General features: G+C 43.9%; 23 protein-coding genes. 20 read left to right on the forward strand and 3 right to left on the reverse strand.

Annotated features, from left to right (window positions below; translation table 11 throughout):
- Positions 1 to 328 precede the first annotated feature (328 nt).
- The 6 genes from ABZD21_RS09830 (at position 329) to ABZD21_RS09855 (ending at position 7340) form a co-directional block, all read left to right on the forward strand.
- Entirely contained in the window at positions 329 to 3622 is a 3294-nt protein-coding gene (locus ABZD21_RS09830) for a TonB-dependent receptor domain-containing protein (protein WP_372774804.1), read from the forward strand.
- Positions 3623 to 4050: 428 nt separating this feature from the next.
- Positions 4051 to 4593, forward strand: a complete 543-nt coding sequence (locus tag ABZD21_RS09835; RefSeq protein WP_372774805.1) for a hypothetical protein — start codon at positions 4051 to 4053, stop codon at positions 4591 to 4593.
- A gap of 60 nt (positions 4594 to 4653) precedes the next feature.
- Entirely contained in the window at positions 4654 to 4989 is a 336-nt protein-coding gene (locus tag ABZD21_RS09840) for a PadR family transcriptional regulator (protein ID WP_372774806.1), read from the forward strand.
- A gap of 38 nt (positions 4990 to 5027) precedes the next feature.
- Positions 5028 to 6641, forward strand: a complete 1614-nt coding sequence (locus ABZD21_RS09845; protein ID WP_372774807.1) for a PspC domain-containing protein — start codon at positions 5028 to 5030, stop codon at positions 6639 to 6641.
- The gene (locus tag ABZD21_RS09850; RefSeq protein WP_372774808.1) at positions 6631 to 7119 is read left to right on the forward strand and encodes a DUF4252 domain-containing protein; all 489 of its coding nucleotides are present in this window, start codon (positions 6631 to 6633) and stop codon (positions 7117 to 7119) included. The genes ABZD21_RS09845 and ABZD21_RS09850 overlap by 11 nt, the downstream gene beginning before the upstream one ends.
- Positions 7120 to 7139: 20 nt before the next feature.
- The gene (locus tag ABZD21_RS09855) at positions 7140 to 7340 is read left to right on the forward strand and encodes a PspC domain-containing protein (protein WP_372774809.1); all 201 of its coding nucleotides are present in this window, start codon (positions 7140 to 7142) and stop codon (positions 7338 to 7340) included.
- A gap of 183 nt (positions 7341 to 7523) precedes the next feature.
- Here ABZD21_RS09855 and dcp read toward each other — a convergent pair whose 3' ends face one another.
- The gene (dcp, locus tag ABZD21_RS09860; RefSeq protein ID WP_372774810.1) at positions 7524 to 9650 is read right to left on the reverse strand and encodes a peptidyl-dipeptidase Dcp; all 2127 of its coding nucleotides are present in this window, start codon (positions 9648 to 9650) and stop codon (positions 7524 to 7526) included.
- 202 nt (positions 9651 to 9852) lie between these two features.
- Positions 9853 to 10725 (reverse strand): NAD(+) diphosphatase, encoded by an 873-nt coding sequence (nudC, locus tag ABZD21_RS09865; RefSeq protein WP_372774811.1) that lies wholly within the window; start codon positions 10723 to 10725, stop codon positions 9853 to 9855.
- A 375-nt stretch (positions 10726 to 11100) separates the two neighbouring features.
- Between nudC and ABZD21_RS09870 the strand changes: the two genes are divergently transcribed.
- The 5 genes from ABZD21_RS09870 to ABZD21_RS09890 all read left to right on the forward strand — a co-directional run bounded on the left by ABZD21_RS09870 (position 11101) and on the right by ABZD21_RS09890 (position 17371).
- On the forward strand, positions 11101 to 11949 hold the full coding sequence (locus ABZD21_RS09870) for an HAD family hydrolase (RefSeq protein WP_372774812.1): 849 nt from the start codon (positions 11101 to 11103) through the stop codon (positions 11947 to 11949).
- Positions 11950 to 11971: 22 nt separating this feature from the next.
- Positions 11972 to 13198 carry a glucosyl-3-phosphoglycerate synthase gene (locus ABZD21_RS09875; protein ID WP_372774813.1) on the forward strand — a complete coding sequence of 409 codons (1227 nt, stop codon included), beginning with the start codon at positions 11972 to 11974 and terminating at the stop codon, positions 13196 to 13198.
- A gap of 96 nt (positions 13199 to 13294) precedes the next feature.
- Positions 13295 to 15001: a sugar phosphorylase gene (locus ABZD21_RS09880; protein ID WP_372774814.1), complete on the forward strand. Its 1707-nt coding sequence runs from the start codon at positions 13295 to 13297 to the stop codon at positions 14999 to 15001.
- A gap of 133 nt (positions 15002 to 15134) precedes the next feature.
- On the forward strand, positions 15135 to 16268 hold the full coding sequence (locus tag ABZD21_RS09885; protein WP_372774815.1) for a glycerate kinase: 1134 nt from the start codon (positions 15135 to 15137) through the stop codon (positions 16266 to 16268).
- A gap of 386 nt (positions 16269 to 16654) precedes the next feature.
- Positions 16655 to 17371 (forward strand): PmeII family type II restriction endonuclease, encoded by a 717-nt coding sequence (locus tag ABZD21_RS09890; RefSeq protein ID WP_372774816.1) that lies wholly within the window; start codon positions 16655 to 16657, stop codon positions 17369 to 17371.
- Here ABZD21_RS09890 and dcm read toward each other — a convergent pair.
- On the reverse strand, positions 17340 to 18590 hold the full coding sequence (gene dcm / locus ABZD21_RS09895; RefSeq protein WP_372774817.1) for a DNA (cytosine-5-)-methyltransferase: 1251 nt from the start codon (positions 18588 to 18590) through the stop codon (positions 17340 to 17342). The genes ABZD21_RS09890 and dcm overlap by 32 nt on opposite strands.
- A 400-nt stretch (positions 18591 to 18990) precedes the next feature.
- Here dcm and ABZD21_RS09900 point away from each other — a divergent pair, with 400 nt between their 5' ends.
- The 9 genes from ABZD21_RS09900 to ABZD21_RS09940 all read left to right on the forward strand — a co-directional run bounded on the left by ABZD21_RS09900 (position 18991) and on the right by ABZD21_RS09940 (position 26043).
- The gene (locus ABZD21_RS09900) at positions 18991 to 19290 is read left to right on the forward strand and encodes an ArsR/SmtB family transcription factor (RefSeq protein ID WP_372774818.1); all 300 of its coding nucleotides are present in this window, start codon (positions 18991 to 18993) and stop codon (positions 19288 to 19290) included.
- A 58-nt stretch (positions 19291 to 19348) separates the two neighbouring features.
- On the forward strand, positions 19349 to 19612 hold the full coding sequence (locus ABZD21_RS09905) for a thioredoxin family protein (protein ID WP_372774819.1): 264 nt from the start codon (positions 19349 to 19351) through the stop codon (positions 19610 to 19612).
- An 11-nt stretch (positions 19613 to 19623) separates the two neighbouring features.
- A complete protein-coding gene (locus tag ABZD21_RS09910; RefSeq protein ID WP_372774820.1) occupies positions 19624 to 20061 on the forward strand; it encodes a nitrophenyl compound nitroreductase subunit ArsF family protein in 438 nt (145 codons plus the stop codon).
- Positions 20062 to 20063: 2 nt separating this feature from the next.
- Complete coding sequence (locus ABZD21_RS09915; protein ID WP_372774821.1) at positions 20064 to 20762, forward strand: aromatic aminobenezylarsenical efflux permease ArsG family transporter; 699 nt, start codon at positions 20064 to 20066, stop codon at positions 20760 to 20762.
- Between the two features lie 51 nt (positions 20763 to 20813).
- Complete coding sequence (locus ABZD21_RS09920) at positions 20814 to 21941, forward strand: permease (protein ID WP_372774822.1); 1128 nt, start codon at positions 20814 to 20816, stop codon at positions 21939 to 21941.
- Positions 21942 to 21952: 11 nt separating this feature from the next.
- Positions 21953 to 22786 (forward strand): C-GCAxxG-C-C family (seleno)protein, encoded by an 834-nt coding sequence (locus ABZD21_RS09925; protein WP_372774823.1) that lies wholly within the window; start codon positions 21953 to 21955, stop codon positions 22784 to 22786.
- Between the two features lie 46 nt (positions 22787 to 22832).
- On the forward strand, positions 22833 to 23606 hold the full coding sequence (locus ABZD21_RS09930) for a pyrroline-5-carboxylate reductase family protein (RefSeq protein ID WP_372774824.1): 774 nt from the start codon (positions 22833 to 22835) through the stop codon (positions 23604 to 23606).
- Between the two features lie 322 nt (positions 23607 to 23928).
- On the forward strand, positions 23929 to 24507 hold the full coding sequence (locus ABZD21_RS09935; protein WP_372774825.1) for a TetR/AcrR family transcriptional regulator: 579 nt from the start codon (positions 23929 to 23931) through the stop codon (positions 24505 to 24507).
- A 9-nt stretch (positions 24508 to 24516) separates the two neighbouring features.
- Positions 24517 to 26043, forward strand: coding sequence for a TolC family protein (locus tag ABZD21_RS09940; protein ID WP_372774826.1), 1527 nt, complete (start codon positions 24517 to 24519; stop codon positions 26041 to 26043).
- Positions 26044 to 26075 lie beyond the last annotated feature (32 nt).

Below are 26075 nucleotides of genomic sequence, written 5' to 3' on the forward strand. Positions count from 1 at the left end.
TCGTAATTTTAGATGCTTCTTGCCTGTTTTATTTGAATTTTTATCAATGTGCATTTTGTTTCATATTGTTGGTTTTAATTATTGTAGTCGATAAAATCATCGTATTTCAACGATGTAGATTCAAAATATGTTTCGAGTTGGATTCGGATCGTCACGAGTATTTGTCAGAACGACAGGCGGTTATGTTGGTTTTTTGGTTTGGTTTTTCGTGTTGTCGTGTAAGATGTTGTTTTGTTTCCATTTTTTAACAAAAACATTATGTGGATTTAATCTAATCCAGATATTTAATCTTTTTTTTTGTTCGATAACATTAATCCATTTTTATGCTATGAAAAATTCAGTTAAAAACTTTGCATTGCTACTGTTGATGCTGGTGAGTTATACGGTAGCAACTGCTCAGGTGACTACTTCCGGTTTGAGTGGTGCGGTGACAGACGATTCGGGTGAACGTTTGCCGAATGCTACGATTGTTGCCGTGCATGAACCTTCTGGTTCTCGTTATAGTACAATAACAAATACGGATGGCCTGTATGACCTTCAGGGGATGAGATCAGGTGGACCGTATCGGATTGAAGTTTCTTTTATTGGCTATTCAAAGGGAACTTTTACTGATGTTCGGTTGCGGCTGGGTGAAACCTATCTGTTGAATGTAAAATTGAGAGAGAGTACCGTTGATATGGCCGAAGTGATTGTTGTTGGAACCAAATCGGCTTTTCAGTCAAACAAAACCGGTGCCACAACGAATATCTCAAGCGAGCAGATGGCGATTATGCCAACGATCAACCGGAGTATTTCTGATTTGGCCAAGGTTTCTCCATATGCCAATGGGATGAGCTTTGCCGGTGGCGACGGTCGTTCTACGAACTTCACTGTTGACGGTGCTAACTTCAACAATAACTTTGGCTTAAGTTCCAGTTTGCCCGGAGGTGGCAATCCAATTTCAATGGATGCCATTGAAGAGATTCAGGTCGTAATTGCGCCTTTTGACGTGCGTCAAACCAACTTTATTGGTGGCGGTATTAATGCGATTACAAAATCGGGTACAAACACATTCGAAGGCTCAGCTTATACTTATTATCGGAATCAGGATATGCGTGGTAATAAAATAGGGGATAAGTATTTTGGCGACCCGGCCGAAGAGTCAAAAACCACCTATGGAGCTTCGTTGGGAGGCCCAATTATCAAAAATAAATTATTCTTCTTTGCTAACATTGAAAAAGAGAAAAGCCCGGAACAAGCCGTAACTTGGCGAGCCTCCACAGATGGAGTCACTGATGGACAAACAATTTCACGCGTAACAGAGGCAGATTTGACCACCGTGTCAGATTTTCTGAAAAGTAAATACGGCTACGAAACAGGTTCGTTCTCGGATTTTCCCGCTGATCAGGAAAACATGAAATATTTGGTTCGTTTGGACTGGAACATTAACGACGCCCATAAACTAAATGTTCGGTACAACTATACCAAGAATACAGCCTGGAACGCTCCAAACGGGAACTCAACAGATGGAGCATATCGCGACCGGAATAAAGACCGGGTATCACAGTACTCCATGTCATACGCGAACTCGATGTACTCAATGGACAACCTGGTGAAATCAGGAACGATTGAATTGAACAGTCGGATCAACGAGAAAATGTCGAATCAGGTTATTGCCACTTATTCCGACATACAGGATATTCGCGGAACAAACTCTTCTGTGTTTCCTTTCATCGATATTATGAGTGGTGACATTGCGACAGGGGCTGAAGCATTGGATCCATATATCTCGGCAGGGTACGAGTTGTTTACTTATAATAATGGTGTAAAGAATAAGATCTATACCATTACTGACAACTTTACGTACTATTTAGATAAGCATAAATTAACAGCGGGAATTAGCTACGAGCATCAGTCGGCGAGTAATTCCTACATGCGCAGTGGTACCGGTTATTACCGTTATGCCAGTTTAAGTGACTTCTTAACCGGCGCTGCTCCGGTAGATTTCGCATTGACTTACGGTGCCAATGGTGTTAAGAACCCGGTCAATGAGGTTGTATTCCAACAATTGGGAGCCTATATTCAGGATGATTGGTCTGTTAACAGCAATTTGAAATTGACTGTTGGCTTGCGTGCTGACAATGTTACGTTCCTGAACGACATTATGCGCAACCAGGCCATTTATGATCTTGATTTTGGGGGGCGTAAAATTGATACCGGTGCCTGGCCGGATTCTAAGATTAATCTTTCACCACGTATTGGAGTGAATTGGGATGTGAATGGAGATAAATCAGTTGTTGTTCGTGGTGGTACTGGCTTGTTTACCGGTCGTTTGCCGTTGGTATTCTTTACCAACATGCCTTCAAACGCCGGAATGAATCAATTGCTTATGAAAGTGCAAACCCGATTCAACTCAGACGGAACGGTGGCAAGCCGTGATGCTCGGTTGGATCTGTTGGAAGGAGGCTTGATCACCGACGTGGATGAAATGATTTCAACTTTAGGGTTCCAAACAGAGGTAACACCTGAGGATGGAAGTATTGCCAGTTCAGTAGCCGGTGTCGATCCCGACTTTAAAATGCCACAGGTGTGGAAAACAGGTTTGGCTGTCGATTACCAGGTTCCGGTCGACTTCCCATTGGCCATTACTGCAGAAGGTATCTATACCAAAAACGTGAATGCTGTAATGCAGGAAAACTACCTCGTGATGAATCCAACCAGCAGTTGGGATACTTTCGCCGGGCCGGATAATCGTTACATCTATTCAGATTACCTCTATTCACCCTCGGCTGAAGGCGTGCGCGATGCCTGTGTATTAACCAATACAAGTAAAGGTTATGGTTATACCTTGAACCTGACGGTTAATGCTGAGCCAATGAAGGATCTGAGAATTATGGCGGCCTATACACATACCGAAATGAAAGAAGTTTCGGGTATGCCCGGAAGTTACGCCAATTCGGCATGGAGTGGTGTAGCTTCAGTGAACGGACCAAATACGGCAGATGCTCAACGCTCTCAGTATGTTACTCCGGATAAGGTTATTGGTTCACTTAGCTATCGTTTCGGCTCTAACGAATCTAAAGTAATGCGAGGGACAACAATTAGCCTGTTCTACTCTGGTTACAGCCCTTATGGAAACTCATTCACATACAGCAATGATATGAATGGTGATGGGGTGAATGCTGACTTGATATATATTCCGAAAGCAAAAGGCGATATTCAGTTTGTATCAACTGCTGACGAAGATGCATTCTTCGCTTTTATAGAGCAAGATAACTACTTAAGTAAGCACAAAGGAGAGTACGCAGAGGCAAATGCCGCACGTGCGCCTTGGGTTCATAAGTTTGACTTACGTATTTTAGAAGACTTTTCGGTGAAGGTTGGAAACAAAGCCCATACGATTCAATTGAGTGCCGATGTGTTAAATGTTGGCAACTTAATTAACTCGAAGTGGGGTGTTAACGATAACATGGCAGCAAGTAATTATGGCTCAGTTTTGAAGTACGAGGGTAGGGATGCGAGTAGTGTTCCTTCGTTCTCGGTGGTTAAAGTTGGTGGCGAGTACCCTACAAAAACGTACTCGACTTACGAAAACTACAGTCAATGCTGGCAGCTACAAGTTGGTGTGCGCTATATGTTCTAATCGGTTAATAAACGACAATATTGAAAAGGCTTCCTTCGGGGAGCCTTTTTTTGTTGATTAAATTTGCCGATTCAGTCTCTATATACCGATGTTTTCATGCAATTCACCGATTTTTAAAAATTCAACAATTAATGAGAAAACGATCTAATAGTCAGTAGTGCAATGTGTTAGGTGTATTGCATTCTGCATAGCTAAAAATAAATACACTACTATGTATTGCATGGTAATATATAATGGTTGTATATTTGTAATACCAAATACGAGGTAACAAATAGAAATAGTTTAAAAAAAGTTCTATATCATATGTAACGAAACAGAAGAACAGTCGTCATAAAAACAGAAACAGAAAACAAACAGGGTCTCAAAGCAAAACAAAAAAGAACAATTAAACATCGAGAAAACAAACGAAAACAGTAGGAGGCAAGATCATGAAAACCAGAAACAACACAACAGGAAACAACAAACAATTATCAGGAGTATTGTTACGTGCAGCTGCTATTTTAGTCAGCGTTGTTCTGATAAGTTTTACAGTAAGCGCACAAAATCTTTGGGCGGAATTATTGAACTACCACAGCCTTGAAAAAGTGGCTTCCATCTTAGTTGATGCTTCTACCGAAGAAACAGCAACCGAACTTCCCTCAAAATCAGCTACCATCGCTTTCAATATAAATGAGGAAAACGAGTTGCCGCTGGAGGTTGAAAGTTGGATGAGCAATGATAATTACTTTGGAGCGTCCAATGTTTTTAACCAGGTATCGACGGACAAATCGTTGGAGGTTGAAGGCTGGATGTCAAGTGACTACTACTTCGGAGCATCTAATATTTTTAATGAGGAGGCACAAGACGAAACATTGGAAATTGAAAGCTGGATGACTGAAGCAGGCTATTTTACAAACCGCTACGTTGCCGAACCCGAAGCAGAATTACAGGTAGAAGCTTGGATGTGTAATGCGCAGTATTTCATTAATTGAATGCTGGCATAGGGTGGCAATGAAAGAGAATAATGAACTGACGAAGAAAGGGAAATAACAATGAAAATAGAGAATACAAAAGCGCAAATGCGTAAAGGGGTTTTGGAGTACTGCATCTTACTGGTGCTGGAGGGCAAACCCCTCTATGCCAGCGATATCATCGATGAGCTGAAAAACTCAAAAATGATTGTGGTTGAAGGAACACTTTATCCCTTGTTGACCAGGCTAAAAAACGATGGTTTGCTTGCCTACAACTGGGAAGAATCAACACAGGGGCCGCCGCGTAAATATTATGAACTAACCGATGATGGTAGACAGTTCCTCGAAGGTTTGGGTGAATCGTGGAGTGAATTAGTTGACGCTGTCGAAACAATCAAATCGCGAAAAGCAGTCTGAAAATTGAACCAAAACTGAAAACACAAAATACGAAGACAATGAAAAAGACATTCACAATAAATATTAGCGGCAGTGTTTTTCACATCGACGAAGATGCCTACGAAAAACTACAAAACTACCTGCATATGCTCACCGGTCATTTTGGCTCCGATGCTGATGGTCGCGAAATTTTGCAGGATATTGAAGCACGCATTGCTGAATTGTTCAGCAAACGAATGGAAGAAGAAGACAAAGATGTTGTAAACGACGGTTGGGTCGACGAGGTGATTGCCCGCATGGGAAAACCTGAAGACTTTTTGGAAGCCGAGGGTGAAGACATGGAAGAACAGGGTAAAACGAATGAAGCCGGTACGGGGCAACATCGAACAAGGCGAAGGATGTACCGCGATCCCGATCATCGGGTGCTGGGAGGTGTTAGTTCCGGTATGGGTGCCTATTTCAACATCGATCCGGTGATGCTGAGGGTGATCAATGTAATTCTGTTTTTTGTCACCGGAGGTACATGGGCATTTGTTTATCTGGTGCTGTGGATCGCTGTGCCTAAAGCAAAAACAACAGCACAACGACTGGAAATGCGCGGACAGGAAGCCACCGTTTCCAACATCGAAAAATCAATCAAAGAGGAGGTTCGGGAGGTGAAAGAAAGTTACGATCGCTTCCGCAGTTCCGACTCGTATAATAAAGGGCGCGAGAGTGTATCCCGATTTGGTGAAATTGTTTACAACGTGATGAAGGTGTTGTTGAAAGTCGTCGGCGTCGTTTTAGGAGCGATCATGATTTTGGTTGGATTTCTTGGGCTGCTCGGCTTTCTGGTGTCCATGATGGTTGGTCATTCAATCATCGGAGCCGCACCTTGGCTGGGTCATCTTGGCGGTCAAATTGCTGTACCCGAGATGGTTCATTTGTTTGTAGCTCCGGCATCAATCACAATTTTAATGATCGCGGTGGCCTTTCTGGTAGCAATCCCGCTACTGGCAATCCTTTACATCGGAACCAAAATTGTGTTCCGCTACAAGTCGAATAACAAGATTATCTTCTTGTCGAGCTTTGGGGTTTGGTTGGTTGCACTCGTAACGGTTATCATTGTTTCTGTCGGACAGCTGGACGATTACCGCGAGCGCTCTACGGTTAGCCAGAACATAGTTTTGGAACAACAGGACTACAAAACCCTTTATTTGGAGTTGAATGACGACCACTATAAAAACAGCAGAACACGTTCGGTGAGTATGGATCGGATGAAAGTGGTTGACGTAAATGGAGAGCCCGTTTTGTTCGGCCGTCCCCGGTTTGATGTTGAAAAAAGCAATACCGGCGAATTTGTGATGATCATTCGCAAACAGTCGAGAGGCGGAGACGAAGAGGAGGCGAATCAGTCGGTTCAGGAAATCGAGTACAATTTCAACCTGAAAGATTCAACCCTGATGTTTGATCCTTATTACACCCTGAAAGACAGCAAGCGCTGGCTTGGGCAGGAAGTAAATCTGACGTTGAAAGTTCCTGAAGGGAAGAGCATCTATTTGAGTGATAAGATGGTGCGAATTATTTACGATATCGAAAATGTATCGAACACCTGGGATGGCGACATGGTGGGTAAATATTGGGAAATGAAGCCCGATGGATTAACCTTAAAACACGAAAACGATGAAGACTAAAATCAGCCTGTTACTAATCGCTCTTATGATGAGCGGAAGCCTGATGGCTCAAAGCAAATCGGATAAGTTGTTCGATACCTTCCGGAACAAACCCGGGGTCATGTATTTCGCGTTCAATAAAAGTATGACCGACGCGTTCAACATCGATTTGGATGAAGAAGGTAAAAACATTGAAGGAGATTTGTCTGAAATTCGATTTATGACTTATACCTCCGAAAAAGGGCAACTTGGGATGGCTGAGTTTTGCCGTAAATCAGCAGATTTGTTGCCTTCGGCATATCGGTTAATTGAAACGGATGACGACGACGATGCCAAAATCTGGATGCTCGGCAACGGGAAAAAAGCCAGCGAATTTCATATTCTGATAGGCGGTGATTATTCCGAAGTGTGCTTTTGGATTTCGTTCTACGGCGATTTTAAGATCGACGATCTGGATGGAGTCAAATCAATCAGCCGGGAAATGGCTTCTGGTAACTAACCCATAAAAACAATTAAGCAATGAAACGATTAATGAAATCTTACGACCGCGTTTTAGCCGGTGTTTGCGGCGGCATATCCGAGTATATTAACCCCGAAATAGATCCGGTGATCATCCGTTTGCTATGGGGAGTGTTTAGTTTCTTCAACCCGGTGCTGATTTTGGTCTATTTCATTCTGGCCGTAGTGATGCCCGATCCATCAGCAGTTCGGTCAAAATAGAAGCATACGCCTTTAGGGTGGTTTTTTTCAATTAAACAGCAAGCAAAAAACCCGGCCTTTTCGAAGTGCCGGGTTTTTTATAGGGTGGCTTGTCCGTCATCCCGAGTTTGCTTCAGCAGCTGTTACTGAACCAGTGAGAGGCGCTGAAGCAAGTACGGAATGAAGAATTACCAATATCATTGGTTAGAGTAATCCCCGCTTTTTCAGCAATGGTTCGATTGTAGGATCTTGACCTCTGAAATCGCGGAACATTTTTGTGAAATCTTCGGTGTTCCCACGCGAAAGAATCATATCACGGAAACGTTGGCCGTTTTCACGAGTCAGGCCACCGTTCTCCTCAAACCAGGCAAAGGCATCGTTGTCCAGCACTTCGGCCCAGCAATAGGCATAGTAGCCTGCCGCATAACCGCCACCCCAAACGTGTTTGAAGTAGCTGGTGCGGTAGCGTGGAGGAACTTCGTCCAGATAGGCACCATTCTTTTTCAAAGCTTCCACTTCAAAGGCATTAACATCTTCTACCTTGTCGGCAGTTGTAAGTGTATGCCATTCCATATCGAGTATCGCTGCTTCCAAAAATTCTGAAAAAGCATACCCTTGGTTGAATGTGGCTGATTTCTTAATTTTTTCGACCAGCTCTTGTGGCATTGGCTCGCCGGTTTTGTAATGCTTCGCGTAATTCGCAAAAACAGTTGGGTATAAAGCCCAGTGCTCGTTGAATTGCGATGGAAGCTCAACAAAGTCGCGGGCTACATTGGTTCCCGATAGGCTTGGGTAGGTTTGGTCGGCAAACAATCCATGGGTGGCGTGGCCAAACTCGTGGAACATGGTTGTTACATCGTCGTAGCTGATTAGGGCCGGTTCGCCCGGGGCTGGCTTAGCAAAGTTACATACATTGTAGATAACTGGTTTGTCGCCTAGCAGTCTCGATTGTTCTACGATGTTTCCCATCCATGCGCCACCCGATTTGTTATCCCGTTTGAAAAGGTCAACATAGAACAGTCCGATCGCTGAGCCATCTTCGTTGAAGATCTCAAAAACGCGAACATCTTCGTTGTACACCGGAATGTCGTTACGTTCTTTGAATGTGATTCCGTAAAGTTGAGTAGCGGCATAAAACACGCCATTCTCCAATACATTGTACATTTCGAAGTAGGGCTTGATCTGGCTGCCGTCCAGGTCAAATTTCTCTTTGCGCACCTGTTCGGCATAGAAATTCCAATCCCAGGCGGCCAGTTTGAAGTTACCGCCTTGCTTGTCAATCAGTTTCTGAATGTCGGCGGCTTCGGCTTTAGCCTTGGTTGTTGCTTGCGGAGCCAGTTTGCTTAGTAATCCAATCGCAGCTTCCGGTGTTTTCGCCATTTGGTTCTGCAGTTTCCATTCGGCATAATTCTGAAAACCATTTAATTCGGCCTTCTCAGCACGAATTTCGGCCATGCGAAGAATCATCGCGCGTGTGTCGTTTTCGTCGCTCTGTTCGGCACGACTCCATGATGCTTTGAATAGTTTCTCTCTGGTCTCGCGGTTTTTCAGTGACTGCAGAGCCGGCTGTTGGGTTGTGTTCAGAATCGGAATCATGTATTTCCCGGTCATCCCTGCAGCCTCGGCTTTTTGAGCTGCCGCGGCAATCTCGCCATCCGAAAGACCTTCCAGTTCAGCTTTATCATCCACTACCAGCGCGCTGGCATTGGCTGCTGCCATCATGATGTTGGTGAATTTGGTATTCAAAGTCGCTTCTTCACCGTTCAGCTTTTTCATTTGTTCTTTGGCTTCAGCCGAAAGGTTGGCGCCGGCCTGTTCAAATTTTTTGAAGTAGTAGTCAACCAGTTTCAGCGACTCGGCATCCAGTCCCAGGCTTTCGCGTTGCTCATAAATGCTTTTTACGCGTTGAAACAGTTTGTCGTTCATGTAAATGGCATCGCGATGAGCAGACAATTTGGGGGCCATCTCTTCTTCAATCTGTTGGATTTCGGGATTGGTGTTTGCACCGGCCAGCAACCCAAAAACTCCGCTGGCGTGATCTAGCAACCGGCCACTTTTTTCCATTGCTACCAACGTGTTGTCAAAGGTCGGTTCTTCGGTGTTGTTGGCAATGGCTTCAATTTCAGCCAGGTGTTCGTTCATTCCTTGCTCAATAGCAGGCTGAAAGTGCTCGTTTTTGATGACTGTAAAATCGGGCGCGCCGTATGGTAAACTGCTGGCGCTGAGTAACGGGTTTTCTCCCATTGTGCTGTTTTTTGATTGTTGATTTGGGCCGCATGCTGCTGTGAGCAGCACCAGTAATACGGCCGGAAAATAAAGAACTTGTTTCATGCTTATAGAGTTGTAAGTAAAATAGATTCAACAATGTTTCTGTAACATAGGTCGTAGGTTGAAGCAATTAATTACAACAAATTGTTGAAAAAAGCTTTCGTCGGGTTAGTGTTTCGTGGTTTGGCGGCGCGAAAATAGTGATTCTTTCGAGTCTGTCGTTTGCGTTGAACTGGAATAATTCGGCGACGGAAACTGGCCGCTATTAACGCATCTGTTCCTCTGTAGGGCAGAATGATTGACTCAGCAGCTCGCCCCGCTCGAACCTGGCAATCAGCTCGCCGGCAATGCTGGAGGTGTTCGGATGATTTGGAAGGTTTCCCCTCGAAAACCAACCCGCTTCAACAATTTCTTTGTTGTCGATCACAATCGGTTGTTCCTCGTCGGCTTCAGCAATAAAGCCAATCATAAGCGATCCGGACAGGGGCCAGGGTTGACTGTCGTAATAACGAATGTTGGTGACGCTGAGTCCTACTTCTTCCTTAATTTCGCGCCGGACAGCTTGTTCAATGGTTTCTCCAACATCAACATAACCGGCAATTAAAGCAAAGCGGTTGCCGGTAAAGCTGGCGTTGCGGGCCAGCAGTATTTTGTCGTTGCTAAGGATGGCGACAATAATGGCCGGTGATATTTTTGGAAAGAAAACAGTTTTGCAAGCCGGGCACATCAGCGCCCTTTCATCAGTTTTGTGTTTGGTGGGCGACCCGCACTGTCCGCAGAACTTATTTAGCGCATACCAGTTTTTCAATTGGAAGGCCGCCACGGCAACCCACGCAACTTCGGGCTGATCGATGGTTCGGAAAAAACTCATGTCCTTGTATTCCAGCCCCTCTTGGGAGTTCTCACGGAGGTTCGTTATCAGGAAGCAGGACCGCTCATTTAGTTGAAACAAAAAGGTAGCCGGTGTTTGCTCCGAGAGCTCCGGAAAATCCTTTCGTTGCGGAAGTACAACCGTGTTTCCTTCAATCTTTACCAATAATTCATTTCCCCGAAAATGAAATACCCAATCCGCTTCGTTCATTCGTTGGTTGGCGAGATACTGGTTGTTAAATCGATGGGGGAAAATATCCTGTATCATAGTTGTTCGTTCGTTGAATTCAACATTTGCAGTTGGACAAAGGTAATCATCCAAATGAGTAAAAATGCCAGCGAGACCAGGCGGTTAGTTGTAATTAAACAAGAATTCAGAAACCGTTTGTCGATGAAACAGCGATGAAAATTTCTTCCGTTCAGAACCGGGCCAACTTTGTTAACTTTTCACCAATATTTTGGGCGCGAAGCAAGCCAAAAGATAATAATCGAACAGATTTTGATATCTTGAGAACGCACAATTTTAAATGCGGCCTGTTATAAATAGGTGCCACATTTTGTTTTATGAATCTCATTTTAATATCGTCCTATGAATTTGTCGTACCTCGATCATCTAGCACCTTTTTTACATCAAATACAACCGATGGAGTTGATTCCAACCGGTGCTGTCCCTTCTTTTTCTGCGGATAAAAATATCAAAGCAGTAATTTTCGATATTTACGGAACGCTGATTATTTCGGCCTCGGGCGATATTATGCAAGCCGGCTACGATGCCGGCATGTTTAAACGGTCGCTGGATGCAGCCGGTTTTGAAACGCTGGTTCCGAAAGCCGGACTGATGGCGATTCATCCTCTTTTTGAGGAAGAAGTGATTCGTGGAAAAGAAGATGCCAAAGCTGCGGGAATACCGTTTCCCGAACTGAATATTGTAGACATTTGGCGAAAGACACTTGGCCGGGCTGAAGATCAAGGCTTGATTAAAGGCTTGGAGCAGGCCGACTTACGTTTGTTTACCTTTATTTTCGAGCTCAGTAGTAACCAGGTTTGGCCAATGCCAAAAATGAAAGAAACCATCGACGCGTTGCGGGATAAAGGCTATCCGCTGGGAATCGTGTCCAATGCGCAATTTTACACACCGGTGATGATGAATTATTTCTTTTCAGGAAAAATTCATGGTGAAGAATTTCTGGATGGATTTGAACGCGATCTCTCCGTTTTCAGCTATAAAATGTTGAAGGGGAAACCGGATACGGCAGTGTATGAAGCGTTGGTTGAACCCTTGGCCAAACGGGGCCTGAAACCACAGGATGTGCTGTATGTTGGAAACGATATGCTGAAAGATATCTACGCGGCGCAACAAGTGGGCTTTAAAACCTGTTTCTATGCTGGCGACAAGCGAGCTTACCGACTGCGGAAAGATCATCCTCAAGCCTCAAAAATTCAGCCGGATTATGTGATTACAGAACTTAGACAGCTACTTGAAATAGTTTAAAAAAAACCTAAAAAAACCGAATATGGGCGATTTTCATCAAAACGGAGGAATAACAACCTTGCACAACCTGAACTACTCAACTCAGGAGTATTTAGAGAAAAAACTTGTTAAGTTCTCCAGAAAACGCAAAATGGGATTAATAATCCCGGCGTTGTACAGCGAGCTGGAAAAACCGGCCCTGAAACATATTGTTGATACCCTGAAAGAAGTTCCCTATCTCACCGAGATTACAATCGGTTTGGATCAGGCGTCAAAAAGCCAATACCAACATGCGAAACAATACTTTGCCGAGCTAAGTAACGAAAATTGCCGATGCCGGGTGCTTTGGAACGACGGCCCCCGAATGATGCAATTGCGAAAGCTGTTCGAGGAAAAGATGATCTTTATTGGCGACCCCGGTAAAGGACGAAATGTGTGGCTTTGTTTTGGATACATGATTGCCTCGGGCCGGTCAGAGGCCATTGCACTGCACGATGCCGATGTAATTACCTACAACAAGGATATGCTGGCGAGGTTGCTGTATCCGGTGGCCGACCCAACTTTCAACTATAAATTCTGTAAAGGATTTTACTACCGTTCCGATGGCGTTAAACTGAACGGGCGGGTTACCCGCCTGATGGTGACTCCATTGATCCGTTCCCTGAAAAAGATATTTCCGGCTAATGAATACCTCGATTTTCTCGATCATTTCCGCTATATCCTGGCCGGGGAATTTTCAATGCGGGCCGATATTATGAAGACTGTTCGTATTCCTTCAGACTGGGGGTTGGAAGTTGGAATTCTATCGGAAGTACAACGAAATAACGCGACCAATCGCATTTGTCAGGTTGAAATTGCCGACGCTTACGATCATAAACATCAGGAAGAATCGAACAACGATCCCACACGCGGACTTTCGAAAATGAGTTTCGATATTGCCCGGAGTATTTTTGCCAAGTTGGCCACACAAGGTTCTGTATTCAGCAAAGGAACCGTTCGCACTGTGAAAGCGGTTTACTTACGTCTTGCGCTCGATATGGTGGAGCAATACGCAGCCGACGCGTCAATCAACGGGCTGAGTATGGATCGCCACAAAGAGGAACAGTCGGTTGATATGTTTGCGCAGAATATTTATCGCGCCGGAGTCGACTTTTTAGACAATCCCGATCTCATTCCTTTCATTCCTTCGTGGAAACGGGTTATTGACGCGATTCCGGATGTGTTGGAACAATTTAACGAGATTGTGGAATTAGATAATAGCGAGGTCTAACGCCCGATCGCAGACAGGCGGCATCTGTGTCTGGATGTTGGCCTTTCATGAACCCGAACCCCGAAATTCAAAAGATTGAACTTAAAAAGCCAGGCAATGGACATTCGCACGAAGTCGAAAATACGCAACCGGTTGAACCGGATTTATAAGAAGAACCTTTCGGAAGATTGGATTAATGAACTTTGCGACTTTATTGACGAGCGCAAAAATAAAACACCCCGGAAACGTCCGGGCTGGGACGAAAAACAAGTGTTCCTGATTACCTACGGCGATGTGATCAAACGCAAGGGCGAAGCCCCGTTGCATACACTCCATCAGTTTGCCACCGATAAATTGAAGAGCATGATTTCCACCATTCATATTCTTCCATTTTTTCCGTACAGTAGCGATGATGGGTTTTCAGTGAAGGATTTTTATGCGGTGGATCCGGAATTGGGTCATTGGGATGATATTGAGTCACTGGAGACTGATTTTATATTGATGGCTGATTTGGTTGCCAATCATGCCAGTAGCGTGGGCGTGTGGTTTAAACAATTTCGGGAAGGGAAAAAGCCCGGGCGGAATTATTTCTTTGTGCCTCCCGATGACTTTGATACCACTCATGTTATTCGCCCAAGAAGCAGTCCGCTGTTGACCGAATATTCCACTGTGAACGGACCTAAAAAGGTGTGGACAACATTTAGCGCCGATCAGGTTGACCTGGATTACTCGAATCCCGAGTTGCTGAAGGAGATGCTCAGTGTTTTCCTCTTCTACATGGCGAAAGGAATTCGGGTGGTTCGTTTAGATGCCATCGCGTTTTTATGGAAAGCTTCGGGAACCGCCTGCATGCACGAAAATGAAACGCACGAAGTCGTGAGCCTGTTCCGCGATGTGATGGACTATTGTTATCCGGGGGCGCTGTTGCTGACTGAAACGAATGTGCCGCATCGCGAAAACATTACCTATTTTGGCTTGGGCGACGAGGCGCATCTGATCTACCAGTTTGCCCTACCTCCGCTCATTTTGCATGCGCTGCATACCGGCAACGGGTCTTACTTTACCAACTGGGCGAAAGAGTTGAGCGATCCGCGTCGCGGAACTACGTATCTCAATTTTACGTCGTCGCACGATGGAATTGGGGTTCGACCACTAGAGGGAATTATGCCCGACGAAGAGAAGCTGCCCATGATCGAAAAGCTGAAGGAGTTCGGCGCGCGGGTTACCACCCGGCAATTGGGCGATACGCATGTGCCGTACGAAATTAACGTCACGTTCTTCGACGCGCTAAAAGGAACGCGCGATGGAGTGGACGAATATCAGCTTGACCGGTTTTTGCTGTCGCAAACCATCATGTTGTCGTTGCAGGGCGTACCGGCTTTCTACTTTCTAAACTTGTTCGGCATTCCGAATGATAACGAAGGGCTGGAAAAAACCGGAGTAAATCGTTCGATCAATCGGAGAAAGTTTGAACTTGATGAGCTGACTGATTTGTTGCAAGACAATTCGCAGCATGCCACCATTTTGGCTGAGTTGAATCAGCGAACGGGTATTCGGCGCAATACGGTTGCTTTTTCGCCCGAAACCCAACAGTTGGTCATCGATTTGGGGAACGAGTTTTTCTGTCTGCTTCGAAAAACCGATCGGATGGAAGAGTCGGTGGTTTGCCTCTTTAATCTTACCAATAAGAAGCAGGAGGTAGTGCTCCCGGCCGGATTGATGGAGTTTTGTCGCGATATGCTTACCTGGGATTTGCTGAATCCCGAGTGCATCGAAATGAAACCTTATCAAAGCTTATGGTTGCGTACCCGATTTATGATTTAAACAGAGTCAGAAACAATGGAATACATCTCCGGAAGTGAAATTGAAGATTAAAAAGTGCTCAGCCGATTTCAAGCTTTCGGAGGCTGTTCGATATTAAAAATATGAAACATCAGTACCGCAAAACTACCATGCCATGAAGATATTAATTGCTCCCGATTCATTTAAAGATTGCCTGGAAGCTGCTGATGTAGCTCGTTTTCTGGCCGATGGTGTACGCCGCGTATTTCCTGAGGCCGAGATTAAATCGATCCCGGTTGCCGATGGGGGCGAGGGGTTTGTGCAAACCATGCTTTCAGCTTTAGGTGGCGAACGGGTGAGCATTCAGGTGTTCGATCCGTTGAGGCGTCCGGTACTGGCTTTTTATGGTATTCTTCCCGATGGAACGGCGGTGATTGAGATGGCGGCTGCCTCGGGGATTGAATTGCTGAAGCCGGAGGAGCGCGACCCCCTGCAAACAACAACCTTTGGAACCGGACAACTGATGGTTGACGCGATGAAAAAGGGGTGCGGACGCATTATCATTGGCATTGGCGGAAGTGCAACAAACGACGGAGGGATGGGCATGGCTCGGGCGTTGGGTTACCGTTTCCCGGATAAGAATGGCGATAAAGTGTCGCAGGGAGGCGGTTCGTTGGGTCGAATTGAGTCGATTGATGCGAGCGAACTGAATCCATTACTGGCGCAAACCGAAGTTTTAGTGGCTTGCGATGTAAGCAACCCGCTTACCGGCCCAAACGGAGCGTCGGCTGTTTACGGCCCGCAGAAAGGTGCCACCCCCGAAGTGGTTGATATGCTCGATCGGAACCTGGCGCATTTTGCAGAGATTATTCGTCGCGATTTGAAGATTGATGTGCTCTCGTTGCCCGGAAGTGGCGCGGCCGGGGGATTGGGCGCCGGATTGGTGGCCTTTGCCGGTGGCCGTCTGCAAGCCGGATTCGATATTGTGAAAGAACAAACCAAGCTGGAGGCAGCAGTCATGGAAGCCGACTTCGTGTTGACAGGCGAAGGTAAAATGGACAGCCAGACCAAACACGGAAAAACACCTTGGGGAGTAGCACAGCTGGCTAAAAAATACAAAAAACCGCTGTTCGCTTTTGCCGGATTCTTAGGTGAAGGCTACCGCGAACTTTACGGCGAAGGGTTTACCTCCATCTTCGCGTTGCCAAAGGGCCCGGCTTCGCTCGATGCCTGCATTGCGAATGCGCCCGAATTGCTTGCCGATACAGCCGAGCAGGTATTTCGTGTGTTGAAAGCCAAAATCGTATAAATTCCTCGCTCTTCGAAAGCCAGAATTAGATCCATCGATGCCGGAGGCATCGCATGTTTATAGCAAGAATGTATCCAGCCGGGTTTGTGATTCGACTCCGGCCGGAGTCGAACAAGCCGCATGTTCCGGCGAGTTCTATAAACATTCAAATCCTCTGGATTTGATTTTATTTCGCCGTGCGTGTTTGACCATCTTTCCCACAAATTTGAAAACAGTCTAAAGAATATTTATCGTAAATTGGGTTGGCCTTTATAAAGCGATCTGAGAAATCATGAGGTGTTTTGTTGGGTAGCTTTTTGAGACTCTGGCGTTGGATGCAACTAGAGAAAAGAGCGATGGTTTAACAAAACGAAAATTGTTATCTTTGAATTTATAGAGAATAGAACATGAAAGAGAAAATACTGGTACAGAAGATTGTTGAATATTTTGAGATAAATATTTTCAATAATCATATTGAAGCATCACTAAAAAGGAATTCCAGATTAAAGTCATATAATATAAATCCCATAGTCGTAAAATACTTATCAAGAGTTCTTGAAGGTAATTATAGTCCTGAAGGAGTAGCTAAAGCTTTGTTTTACCCGCGTGTGCTAGGGACTTCTATAAATACATCTTTTGGGACAAGAATTCAAAACATGTTTGTTGATCTAGAAATTGCAAGTGGGTCTTTAATAAAAGGAATGGATATTGAATTTATTGATCAGATTGATCAAAGGAAAAAATGGTGTCAATTAAAATCTGGTCCAAATACAATTAACTCGGAAGATGTGAAACCATTAGTTCAGAAATTTACTAAGACCATTAATTTAGCGAGAACAAATAATGCTTTTAAAGGAATAAGCAACTCGGACTTTATAGTTGGAGTTCTATATGGCGAAATAAATGAATTAAGTATGCATTATAAAGCTATTGATAAAACTCATCCTGTTATTGTTGGAAAAGAGTTTTGGCACAGAATTACGGGTTATCCAGATTTCTATAATAGCTTAGTTTATGAACTGCACAAAAGTATTAATAACATTGATACAAAAGACTTAATCAACAAAGGGTGTGAAATTTTAGCATCTGAAATTAATGCTTCTTCACTTTTTGATTTTTCATAGAATAAAATTCATTCAAAAACTTGACAATTGAGAACCCTACTTCTTGCCCTAAATTAACCGGCACAGCATTGCCAATCTGTTTGTATTGCTGCGCAATTGAACCCGAAAATTTCCATTCGTCAGGAAAGGTCTGAATCCGAGCGTATTCTCGAACAGTGAAAGGGCGAGTTTCTTCAGGGTGGCATCTCTCAGTTTGTTTTTGAGCAGGGCTACAGGTTAGTGTCAACGATGGTTCATCCCATCCAATTCTACGTGCCATTCCTGTTTTTCCTCCACCCAAATAAAAACTTCCACCCATGTATTCTTTTTGGATATCCGTAGGTAAGTCTCGCCAGTATCCCTTTGGTGGAACTAAGTCTAGAATCCTTTTTTTATACTCTGGGTAACTTGCACCTTGAGATTTTGGAACATCAGTATCGAAAAGTTCACTCTTTTTTAGTGCATCTTTGAGATTATAAACTTTGTTATGTGGTTTTGGATATTCAAAAGTCAGGTTAATATCTTTTCTAACTCCTACTAAGATTAGCCTTTCTCTTTTCTGTGGCACTCGATAATAGATAGCTTTCAAAACTTGTATTGGCATGACATTATATCCGATTTCATCAAGTATTGAAATCATTCCTTGTAAGGTTTTTCCATTCTCATGACTTAAAAGGCCACGTACATTTTCACCGATACAAATTGGGGGATTGACTTCTTTAACAACTCTGGCAAATTCATAAAACAGAGTTCCTCTTGCATCATCTAAACCCAGTTTTTTGCCTGCATAACTAAAAGCTTGACAAGGAAAACCTCCGGTTACTACATCAACAGAATTATAAAAATGTGAAAAATTGAAATCTTTAATATCACCCTCTAAAACATTCCATTTCGGTCTGTTCTTTCTAAGAGTTTGACATGCCCATTTGTCAATTTCGTTTAGTGCGACACATTTTATTCCAGCTTTTTCTAAACCAATGGCCAGACCTCCAGCACCTGCAAAAAGTTCTAGTGCAGAATATTGATTTTGAGGTTCTGCATAATTTGAAACGTTATCTTTAATATCTTCATCATAAAACAAACCTAACAGTGCCTGAACATCAGTCTTTTTGTAAACCCTATAATTTGAAACTGGTTCACGGATGGCATTTAGTATGCCTTCTTTATCCCATCTTCGCAATGTTTCTTTACTTTTGCCGATAAGAGCAGCTGTTTCCGATAATGATAAATAACTATTCATAACCACGTTGTTAAACATTGTTCAATGGTTACAAATATACAGTTATTTTTGAAGTTGCAAAATTAGATAAGCTAAAAGAATTAATGGTTGCTATTAAAGAGGGGGCGAGTGCTTCATTCTTTGCAGGAATGTAATGCGAACCTAGTCTGCGAATGTTATAAGATGCCGGAGGCATCGTATGTTTATAGGAAGAATGTATCCAGCCGGGTTTGTGATACGACTCCGGCCGGAGTCGAACAAGCCGCATGTTTCGGCGAGTTTTATAGGCTTTCAAATCCTCCGGAGTTGGTTTTGCTAACTTGCAAAAAGCTCAATCGTTCCATTGCGCGAAAAAAAAATGACAATTGGTTATCGCAATTCAAAAAAAGCATTTACCTTTGTTCGCAAATTTACGAACAGGATGAGTTTAAAATCAGTTACAACAGACAAACAAATTAGAGCTGCAAGGTACGCCAAGGCAATGGGGCATCCGGTACGGATGTATGTTTTGGAATTGCTTTCAACCCAAAGTTGTTGCTACAGTGGCGATTTGAGCGATGAATTACCGATTGCAAAATCTACCTTATCGCAACACCTCAAAGAATTGAAAGACGCTGGACTAATTCAGGGCGAAATTGAATCGCCAAGAATAAAATATTGTATCAACAAGGAAAACTGGAAAGAAGCGCAACAGCTTTTCAAACAGTTTTTGGGAATCTAAAAAAATTTGAAACAAACGTTCGTTGTTTTGCGAATAGCGAACTAAAAAAAGAAAACACATGGACTTAAACAATTTGAAACTTGCAAACATGGAAATTAAAGTTCTGGGTACAGGATGTGCCAAATGCAAATCGCTTGAAAAAGTAACAAACGAAGCCGTCGCAAAAACCGGTGTAAACGCTACCGTAACGAAAGTGGAAGATATTGTTGAAATTATGCAGTTTGGCGTAATGACAACTCCAGCTTTGGTTATCGACGGTAAAGTTGTGGTAAAAGGAAAAGTTCCTTCGGTCGATGAAATCTCAAAATTATTAACCAAATAATCAGTCAGACCATGATGAAATTAGTTTATACTTTAGTTTTTGTACTGTTAGTGGGAGTAATCTCAGTTTCGGCTCAATGTTGCAGCGGTACGGCAGCCGAAAATTCGGCCAGTACTAAAGTCGCTTGTAGCGGCACTCAAAAATCAAGTGAAGTTAAAGCCTATTATTTTCATGCAACCCGCCGTTGCGAAACCTGTCAGGCAGTAGAATCGGTTGCAAAAGAGGCAATCAAAGAGTACTATGGCGACAAAGTAAGTTTTGAATCCATAAACAGAGAAGAAGAAAAAAACAACCCGTTGGTTGGAAAATATAAAATTAGCGGGACAGCTCTAATAATTGTCAGCGGAGACAAGAAGTCTGATGTTACGAACGATGCGTTTTTAAATGCGCGAACCAATCCCGCCAAATTGAAAAGCAAATTGAAATCGACCATTGATTCAATGTTGTAAGCATGGAGGTATTACAAAACTTTTTGGAAACATCGCAGTTTCCAATCTTTACCGCATTTATTTTGGGACTTATGACAGCCATAAGTCCCTGCCCTTTGGCAACCAACATTACAGCGATCGGCTTTATCAGTAAAGATATTGTGAGCCAGCGAAAGGTATTTGTTAATGGGTTGGTCTATACCCTGGGTAGGGCTATTTCATACACAGGCATTGGGTTACTTTTCTTTTTTGGAGCGAGCCAGTTCGAGTTTGCAGGCTTCTTTCAGGAGTGGGGCGAAAAGGCACTGGGGCCGCTTTTGATCATCATCGGCTTGTTTATGCTTGGCGTATTACGACTTAAAATACCCGGTATCGGTTCGTTGACCGAGAAAATGGAGAACAAAAAGAACAGCGGATTCTGGGGAGTTCTTTTATTGGGAATTGTTTTCGCCCTGGCATTTTGCCCCTACAGCGGCGTACTTTATTTCGGTATGCTAATGCCCATGACAATCAGCAGTGCGAGTGGATTGTATTTACCGCTGTTTTTTGCCATTGCTACCGGAATCCCCGTGATCATATTTGCCTGGCTTATCGCATTTAGCGTTGGTTCAATCGGCAATGTTTACAATAAACTAAAAACATTTGAACTGTGGTTCAGACGAGTAGTGGCGGTAGTGTTTATCGTTGTCGGACTGTATTACATTTTCACCATTTATTTCTAAAAAATTTGCCTTGTATGTTCGGTGTTTAACGAACAATAAAAAGAATGAAGAATGAGTATAACTAGTATTCTACAAAAAAACAGAGACAAAGGACAGGATGTTGCTGTAGCCCTCGAAAAACCCGACGCAGAAAATCAGGGGAGTAATAGCAAAGCCCGGTTGGTAACATTGATTGCGATTGTTTTACCGCTTTTGCTGGCACTGTATCATTATTTGCCTGGTCTGGTTGATGCTTTTACGTTTGATTTATTGAAACTCAATCCTGAATCACATTTAGGTGAAGCGGTCAACTTTTTCTTTTACGATACCATTAAAATAGTCATCCTGCTATTCCTGATTAGCAGTTTAATGGGCGTGGTGAACGCGTATTTCCCGGTTGACCGGTTGCGTATTTATTTGACCACAAAGAAATTGTATGGTTTGGAATATTTCTTTGCCTCGTTTTTCGGGGCAGTAACACCTTTCTGCTCGTGCTCTTCAATTCCTTTGTTTATCGGTTTTGTAAACGGTGGAATTCCTCTTGGCGTTACTTTTTCTTTTTTGATTACTTCGCCATTGGTTAACGAAGTAGCGGTAGCCATGTTTCTGGGTTTATTTGGGATAAAACCAACATTGGTTTACGCTGCAAGTGGAATTTTAATGGGCGCTATCGGTGGTTTTGTGTTAGGGAAATTGAAACTCGACCGCTATCTCAGCGATTGGGTCAAGCAGATACAGTCGAATTCTCAACAGGCTTCGGAGGAATGGGAATCGGAAAAAACTCCTTTTATCGAACGCCTGCCCGGAATCATTAAGGAAGGATGGGAGATTGTGCGAAAAGTGCTTTTGTATGTGATCATTGGTATTGCGATTGGCGCGACTATGCACGGGTTTGTTCCCGAAAACTTTTTTACCGAATACCTATCGGCTGACAAGTGGTATGCTGTTCCGTTGGCTGTTGTTCTTGCTGTTCCCATGTATGCCAATGCTGCGGGAATTGTTCCCGTTATTCAGGTTTTTGTTGCCAAAGGTGTTCCGCTGGGCACTGCCATCGCGTTTATGATGGCCGTAGTGGGCTTGTCGTTGCCGGAGGCCACTTTGTTGAAAAAAGTGATGAAGTGGAAGCTGATCGGTATTTTCTTTGGCACCATTACCGTATTTATCATTTTGCTGGGATTTTTATTTAACTGGATACTATAGAACCAAGAAAAATGGATAGACGAAAAGCAATGAAAGTAGCGGCCGGTGCTTTTGCAGGTACTGGAGTCGGTTTATTTGCACTTTCTACAGCGTTTAAACCCGAAAAACAACCCGAAGTCGAACCCGGCAAAGTTGATTACGACCAAACAACGGAAACCAACTGGAAGTATGTCTTGCTTGACCCTGCTGTTAGTGCCCAATTGGCTTATGGGTTTTACAACGAAGGAAGTTGTATGTACGCAACCGTAAAGAGTATTATTTCGCAGTTGTCAGAAAAAATAGGCGAGCCATTTACATCATTTCCTATGCATTTGTTTAAATATGGACATGGCGGAGTTGGCGGTTGCGGAACGATATGCGGAACGCTGAATGGTGCGGCAGCGCTTATTGGTTTGTTAGTAAGCGCTAAGAGCATTCAGGACAAAATGATTGCCGATATTTTTAGGTGGTACGAGCAGGAATCATTGCCGGCATTCAGTCCGCAAAACCCTAAACTGGACTATATTCCTGAGCAGAGTATTTCAAATTCAGTTTTGTGCCATGCATCAAGTACAAACTGGTGCAAAGCCGCAGGATTTAAAGTCGACAGCAAAGAGCGCAAAGAAAGGTGCAGCCGGATGACCGGCGATGTAGCTTACAAAATTACCCAGGCACTTAACGACATTTACAACAATACGTATATTGCTGATACAACTAGTAACTTAGAGGCGAACACCTGTCTGGCCTGTCATGGCAGCGAAGGCAAAGTAAACAATGCTTCAGTTAAAATGAGCTGTACCTCGTGCCATCCTAAATCGTTGGGCCATCGTGTTTTTGCTGATATCCATTACAAAATGATGAAGTAAAATCAAGGCGTAGTAAAGCTTTATTTTTCAACTAAACTTTAAAATAATGAAGACGAAATCACTCGGTTTTATTGGTGGCGGAAGAATAACTAAAATTTTTCTGCAAGCGTTGGCAAACAAACAAATCGACCTGTCATCAGTGCTGGTTTGCGATACCAATGCAGAAGTTCTGAACGCGCTGAAAAAGCAGTTCCCGAAAATTCAGACCACTGATTCGTGTACTGTGGCGGCAAAGCAAGACGTAGTTTTTATAGCCTTGCACCCTCCGGTTATTATGGACGCTTTAGAGCAAATTAAAGCAGCTGTTTCAGAAAAGACACAGGTGGTTTCGTTCGCCCCGAAAATCAGTATCGAAAAGCTTGCGTCCAAGCTGCTTTCGAAAAACATTGCACGGATGATTCCGAACGCCACTTCTTATATCAACGAAGGTTTTAACCCGATTTCGTTTTCAGCCGAATTCCCGGCAAACGAGAAACAAGCACTTGTTGAGTTGCTGAATATTCTTGGAAACACGTTTGAAACGGAGGAATCAAAACTGGAGGCTTATGCACTGGTTTCGGCCATGTTGCCCACCTATTTTTGGTTTCAATGGCAGGAAATGCAGAAGCTGGGCGTGCAAATGGGATTGACCGCATCGGAGAGCAAGGAAACAATACAGCAAACTTTATCGGCTGCTATTGATTTGTACTTCAATTCGGGATTGAGCGGCAACGAAGTCATGGATTTAATTCCTGTAAAACCCATTGGCGAGCACGAAACCCAAATTTCAGAGATCTACCAAACCAAACTTATGGGATTGTTTCAGAAAATTAAACCCTAAGGTGCGGTCGAAAAACCGTCACCGGATAAGTATAGCTTTAGTTTTCCCCGTGGAATCTGTTTTCCGTGCCAGGATTATTGATGTCGAGAAGTTCAATAGTCGTGGCACGCTTTGTTTAAGTGCGGCAACATTTGATGTCGTGCATTCCCATTATTCCTAATCCAGCCAGCCCCCTCCATCCGGTTCTTTATTTCGTAGCGGTCTGCTCATTAACAATCATTTAAATCGGGATTAAATTTTTGAACCGTGAATTCCTGTTGTGAGAAAAGTTTTTACTTTTGTGTCATAAATGAATGAATATTCATTTATTAAAACGCGAATAATGGCACGAATCACAGATCAAAATAAGGTAGACCGGCTCAAGCAATCGACCATGAAGTTGGTGGTTGCTCACGGTTTTGGTGGTGCATCGGCAGCGTTGATCGCCAAAGACGCGAGAGTTGCCTCCGGATATTTCTACCGGCACTACAAAGGCAAATATGAAATGGTGAACGCGATTTTGCAGGAAGTTTACCAAGAGGTTTTCAATAAGTTCGGCGAGTTTATAAAAGAGGATTCTTCCTTCCCGGGAAGCATTGAAAAGATGATTCGCTACTTTGTTGGAATTGCCAACTCGGAGCCGATTAAAGTGAAATTTTTGTATGTGCTCACCAATGATTACAACTTTGTTATCGACGATGAGATTCGCAGCAAGAACCTCCGGTTTATTGAAACCATACGCAACATTGGTGTGGCATCGGGTTGTCTCGATGAGGAACTGGGTGTGGATGATTTGTATCTGATCCTGTTTATCATGACCATTCAGTTCATCAACCAGAAATATAAATACGCCGACCAGGAGCAAATTACCGAGGCGGATATCAATCACTTACTAAGCATACTCCAAAAATTTTTAAAATAACAGAGCTACATGAGAACAATTCAAAAACGACTGACATGGACGATGCTTCTGGCGCTATTTGTTGCTTGTGGATCGGTTTTCGGGCAGGAGCAAGCGCAATTGCTGTCGTTCGATCAGGCTATGCAGATGATGCTGAAACAAAATCCGGCACTTCTTCGCCAAAAAGAAGAAATCCGCCAGAAAGAATTTGAGATGAAATCGAAAAAAGGGCTGCATCTGCCGTCGGTGTCAATTAGCGCACAGGCAGTGGCCATGTCCGATCCGCTTCACCTCGACCTAACACCGGTGAGCGAAGCAATTACCCCGCTTTATGAAACTCTGGGGACTTACGGTGTATTTAGCGGGGTGGCCAATCCCGATCCGGCAACCAGTAGCCTGATGCCTACGCTGACTGATGAGTTAAGCACACAGGCTGTTCGTTCGCAGTTGCTCGATGCCGCCGAGGAGATTGAAATGGCCAACTGGGATGAAACAATTCAGGAAGAAAACTTCGCTCTGGTGTCGGCAAGTTTCTTATGGCCAATTTTTACCGGAGGAAAAATTGATGGCGCCAATAAAGCGGCTGATGCTGAGTTTAAGATTAGCAAGGAGGAGTTGCGCCATACCGAAGGCCTGCTGCTTACCGAGTTGGTGACCCGATACTACGGTCTGGTTTTGGGGCTGCAGGTGGTCGATCTGCGAACTGAGATGCTTGTGAGTATGGAGAACCATTATTCTGACGCGCAAAAACTTTTCGAAAACGGGATGATTGCCCGGGTTGAATTGCTGCATTCGGAAGTTGCCCGCAACGAAGCCGAGCGTGAATTAAAAAAAGCCAAACGAAATGTGGAGATCCTGCGCACCGGCCTAAATGCGACTCTGGCGGGCGACTCGTTACCGGTTGTTATTCCGGCCAGCAACTTATTCATCAACCCCGACGTCGCAGAATTAAAGGCGTGGATCGACAACGCGAAGGACTTGAACCCGCAGCTGAACCAAATTCAACAGAAAAAAGAGTTGGTGGATATTAAGCACACGATTGAAAAGAATGAGTATTTGCCAACGATTGCCGCAATGGGAAACTACAATCTGGTTGATAAAGATTTTTCGCCCTACATGCCCGACTGGATGGTTGGTGTTGGTATGCGATGGACTCTTTTCAATGGAATGGCTCGCAAAAATAACCTTCGTGCCAGCGAAACCAGGCACAATCAGGTTGCTTATGCCGAAGAAAAAGCCAACGATGATCTGGAAGCTTATTTGGTGAAACTGTTTCACGAACTTCAGATGCAGATTGAGCAGAAAGATGAACTGGAGACCACCCTCGAACTGGCAGTCGAGTATCGGTCGAGTGCCGAAAAGGCTTTTAACGAAGGCTTTGCCACATCGACAACTGTAGTTGAGGCGAATACGAAAGTCATGGCTGTGAAAACGCAACGGTTGAATGTACTTTATCAGTACGACGTCGCGCTGGCCTACTTCATGCAAACGGCCGGCGTCCCTGAGCAATTCATTGCTTTCTCGAAAGGTGAATGCGTAATCACCGAAACGTTGTAGTCATTCAATTTAAAATGTAACCAAAAAAACAA

This window comes from Mangrovibacterium sp. (assembly GCF_041596335.1).
In the GTDB taxonomy this organism is placed as follows: domain Bacteria; phylum Bacteroidota; class Bacteroidia; order Bacteroidales; family Prolixibacteraceae; genus Mangrovibacterium.

Bases quoted from the DNA above. Each gene is read 5' to 3' on its own strand.
- ABZD21_RS09830 (WP_372774804.1), top strand. From the start codon at position 329: ATGAAAAATTCAGTTAAAAACTTTGCATTGCTACTGTTGATGCTGGTG.
- ABZD21_RS09835 (WP_372774805.1), top strand. From the start codon at position 4,051: ATGAAAACCAGAAACAACACAACAGGAAACAACAAACAATTATCAGGA.
- ABZD21_RS09840 (WP_372774806.1), top strand. From the start codon at position 4,654: ATGAAAATAGAGAATACAAAAGCGCAAATGCGTAAAGGGGTTTTGGAG.
- ABZD21_RS09845 (WP_372774807.1), top strand. From the start codon at position 5,028: ATGAAAAAGACATTCACAATAAATATTAGCGGCAGTGTTTTTCACATC.
- ABZD21_RS09850 (WP_372774808.1), top strand. From the start codon at position 6,631: ATGAAGACTAAAATCAGCCTGTTACTAATCGCTCTTATGATGAGCGGA.
- ABZD21_RS09855 (WP_372774809.1), top strand. From the start codon at position 7,140: ATGAAACGATTAATGAAATCTTACGACCGCGTTTTAGCCGGTGTTTGC.
- dcp (WP_372774810.1), bottom strand. From the start codon at position 9,650: ATGAAACAAGTTCTTTATTTTCCGGCCGTATTACTGGTGCTGCTCACA.
- nudC (WP_372774811.1), bottom strand. From the start codon at position 10,725: ATGATACAGGATATTTTCCCCCATCGATTTAACAACCAGTATCTCGCC.
- ABZD21_RS09870 (WP_372774812.1), top strand. From the start codon at position 11,101: ATGGAGTTGATTCCAACCGGTGCTGTCCCTTCTTTTTCTGCGGATAAA.
- ABZD21_RS09875 (WP_372774813.1), top strand. From the start codon at position 11,972: ATGGGCGATTTTCATCAAAACGGAGGAATAACAACCTTGCACAACCTG.
- ABZD21_RS09880 (WP_372774814.1), top strand. From the start codon at position 13,295: ATGGACATTCGCACGAAGTCGAAAATACGCAACCGGTTGAACCGGATT.
- ABZD21_RS09885 (WP_372774815.1), top strand. From the start codon at position 15,135: ATGAAGATATTAATTGCTCCCGATTCATTTAAAGATTGCCTGGAAGCT.
- ABZD21_RS09890 (WP_372774816.1), top strand. From the start codon at position 16,655: ATGAAAGAGAAAATACTGGTACAGAAGATTGTTGAATATTTTGAGATA.
- dcm (WP_372774817.1), bottom strand. From the start codon at position 18,590: ATGAATAGTTATTTATCATTATCGGAAACAGCTGCTCTTATCGGCAAA.
- ABZD21_RS09900 (WP_372774818.1), top strand. From the start codon at position 18,991: ATGAGTTTAAAATCAGTTACAACAGACAAACAAATTAGAGCTGCAAGG.
- ABZD21_RS09905 (WP_372774819.1), top strand. From the start codon at position 19,349: ATGGACTTAAACAATTTGAAACTTGCAAACATGGAAATTAAAGTTCTG.
- ABZD21_RS09910 (WP_372774820.1), top strand. From the start codon at position 19,624: ATGATGAAATTAGTTTATACTTTAGTTTTTGTACTGTTAGTGGGAGTA.
- ABZD21_RS09915 (WP_372774821.1), top strand. From the start codon at position 20,064: ATGGAGGTATTACAAAACTTTTTGGAAACATCGCAGTTTCCAATCTTT.
- ABZD21_RS09920 (WP_372774822.1), top strand. From the start codon at position 20,814: ATGAGTATAACTAGTATTCTACAAAAAAACAGAGACAAAGGACAGGAT.
- ABZD21_RS09925 (WP_372774823.1), top strand. From the start codon at position 21,953: ATGGATAGACGAAAAGCAATGAAAGTAGCGGCCGGTGCTTTTGCAGGT.
- ABZD21_RS09930 (WP_372774824.1), top strand. From the start codon at position 22,833: ATGAAGACGAAATCACTCGGTTTTATTGGTGGCGGAAGAATAACTAAA.
- ABZD21_RS09935 (WP_372774825.1), top strand. From the start codon at position 23,929: ATGGCACGAATCACAGATCAAAATAAGGTAGACCGGCTCAAGCAATCG.
- ABZD21_RS09940 (WP_372774826.1), top strand. From the start codon at position 24,517: ATGAGAACAATTCAAAAACGACTGACATGGACGATGCTTCTGGCGCTA.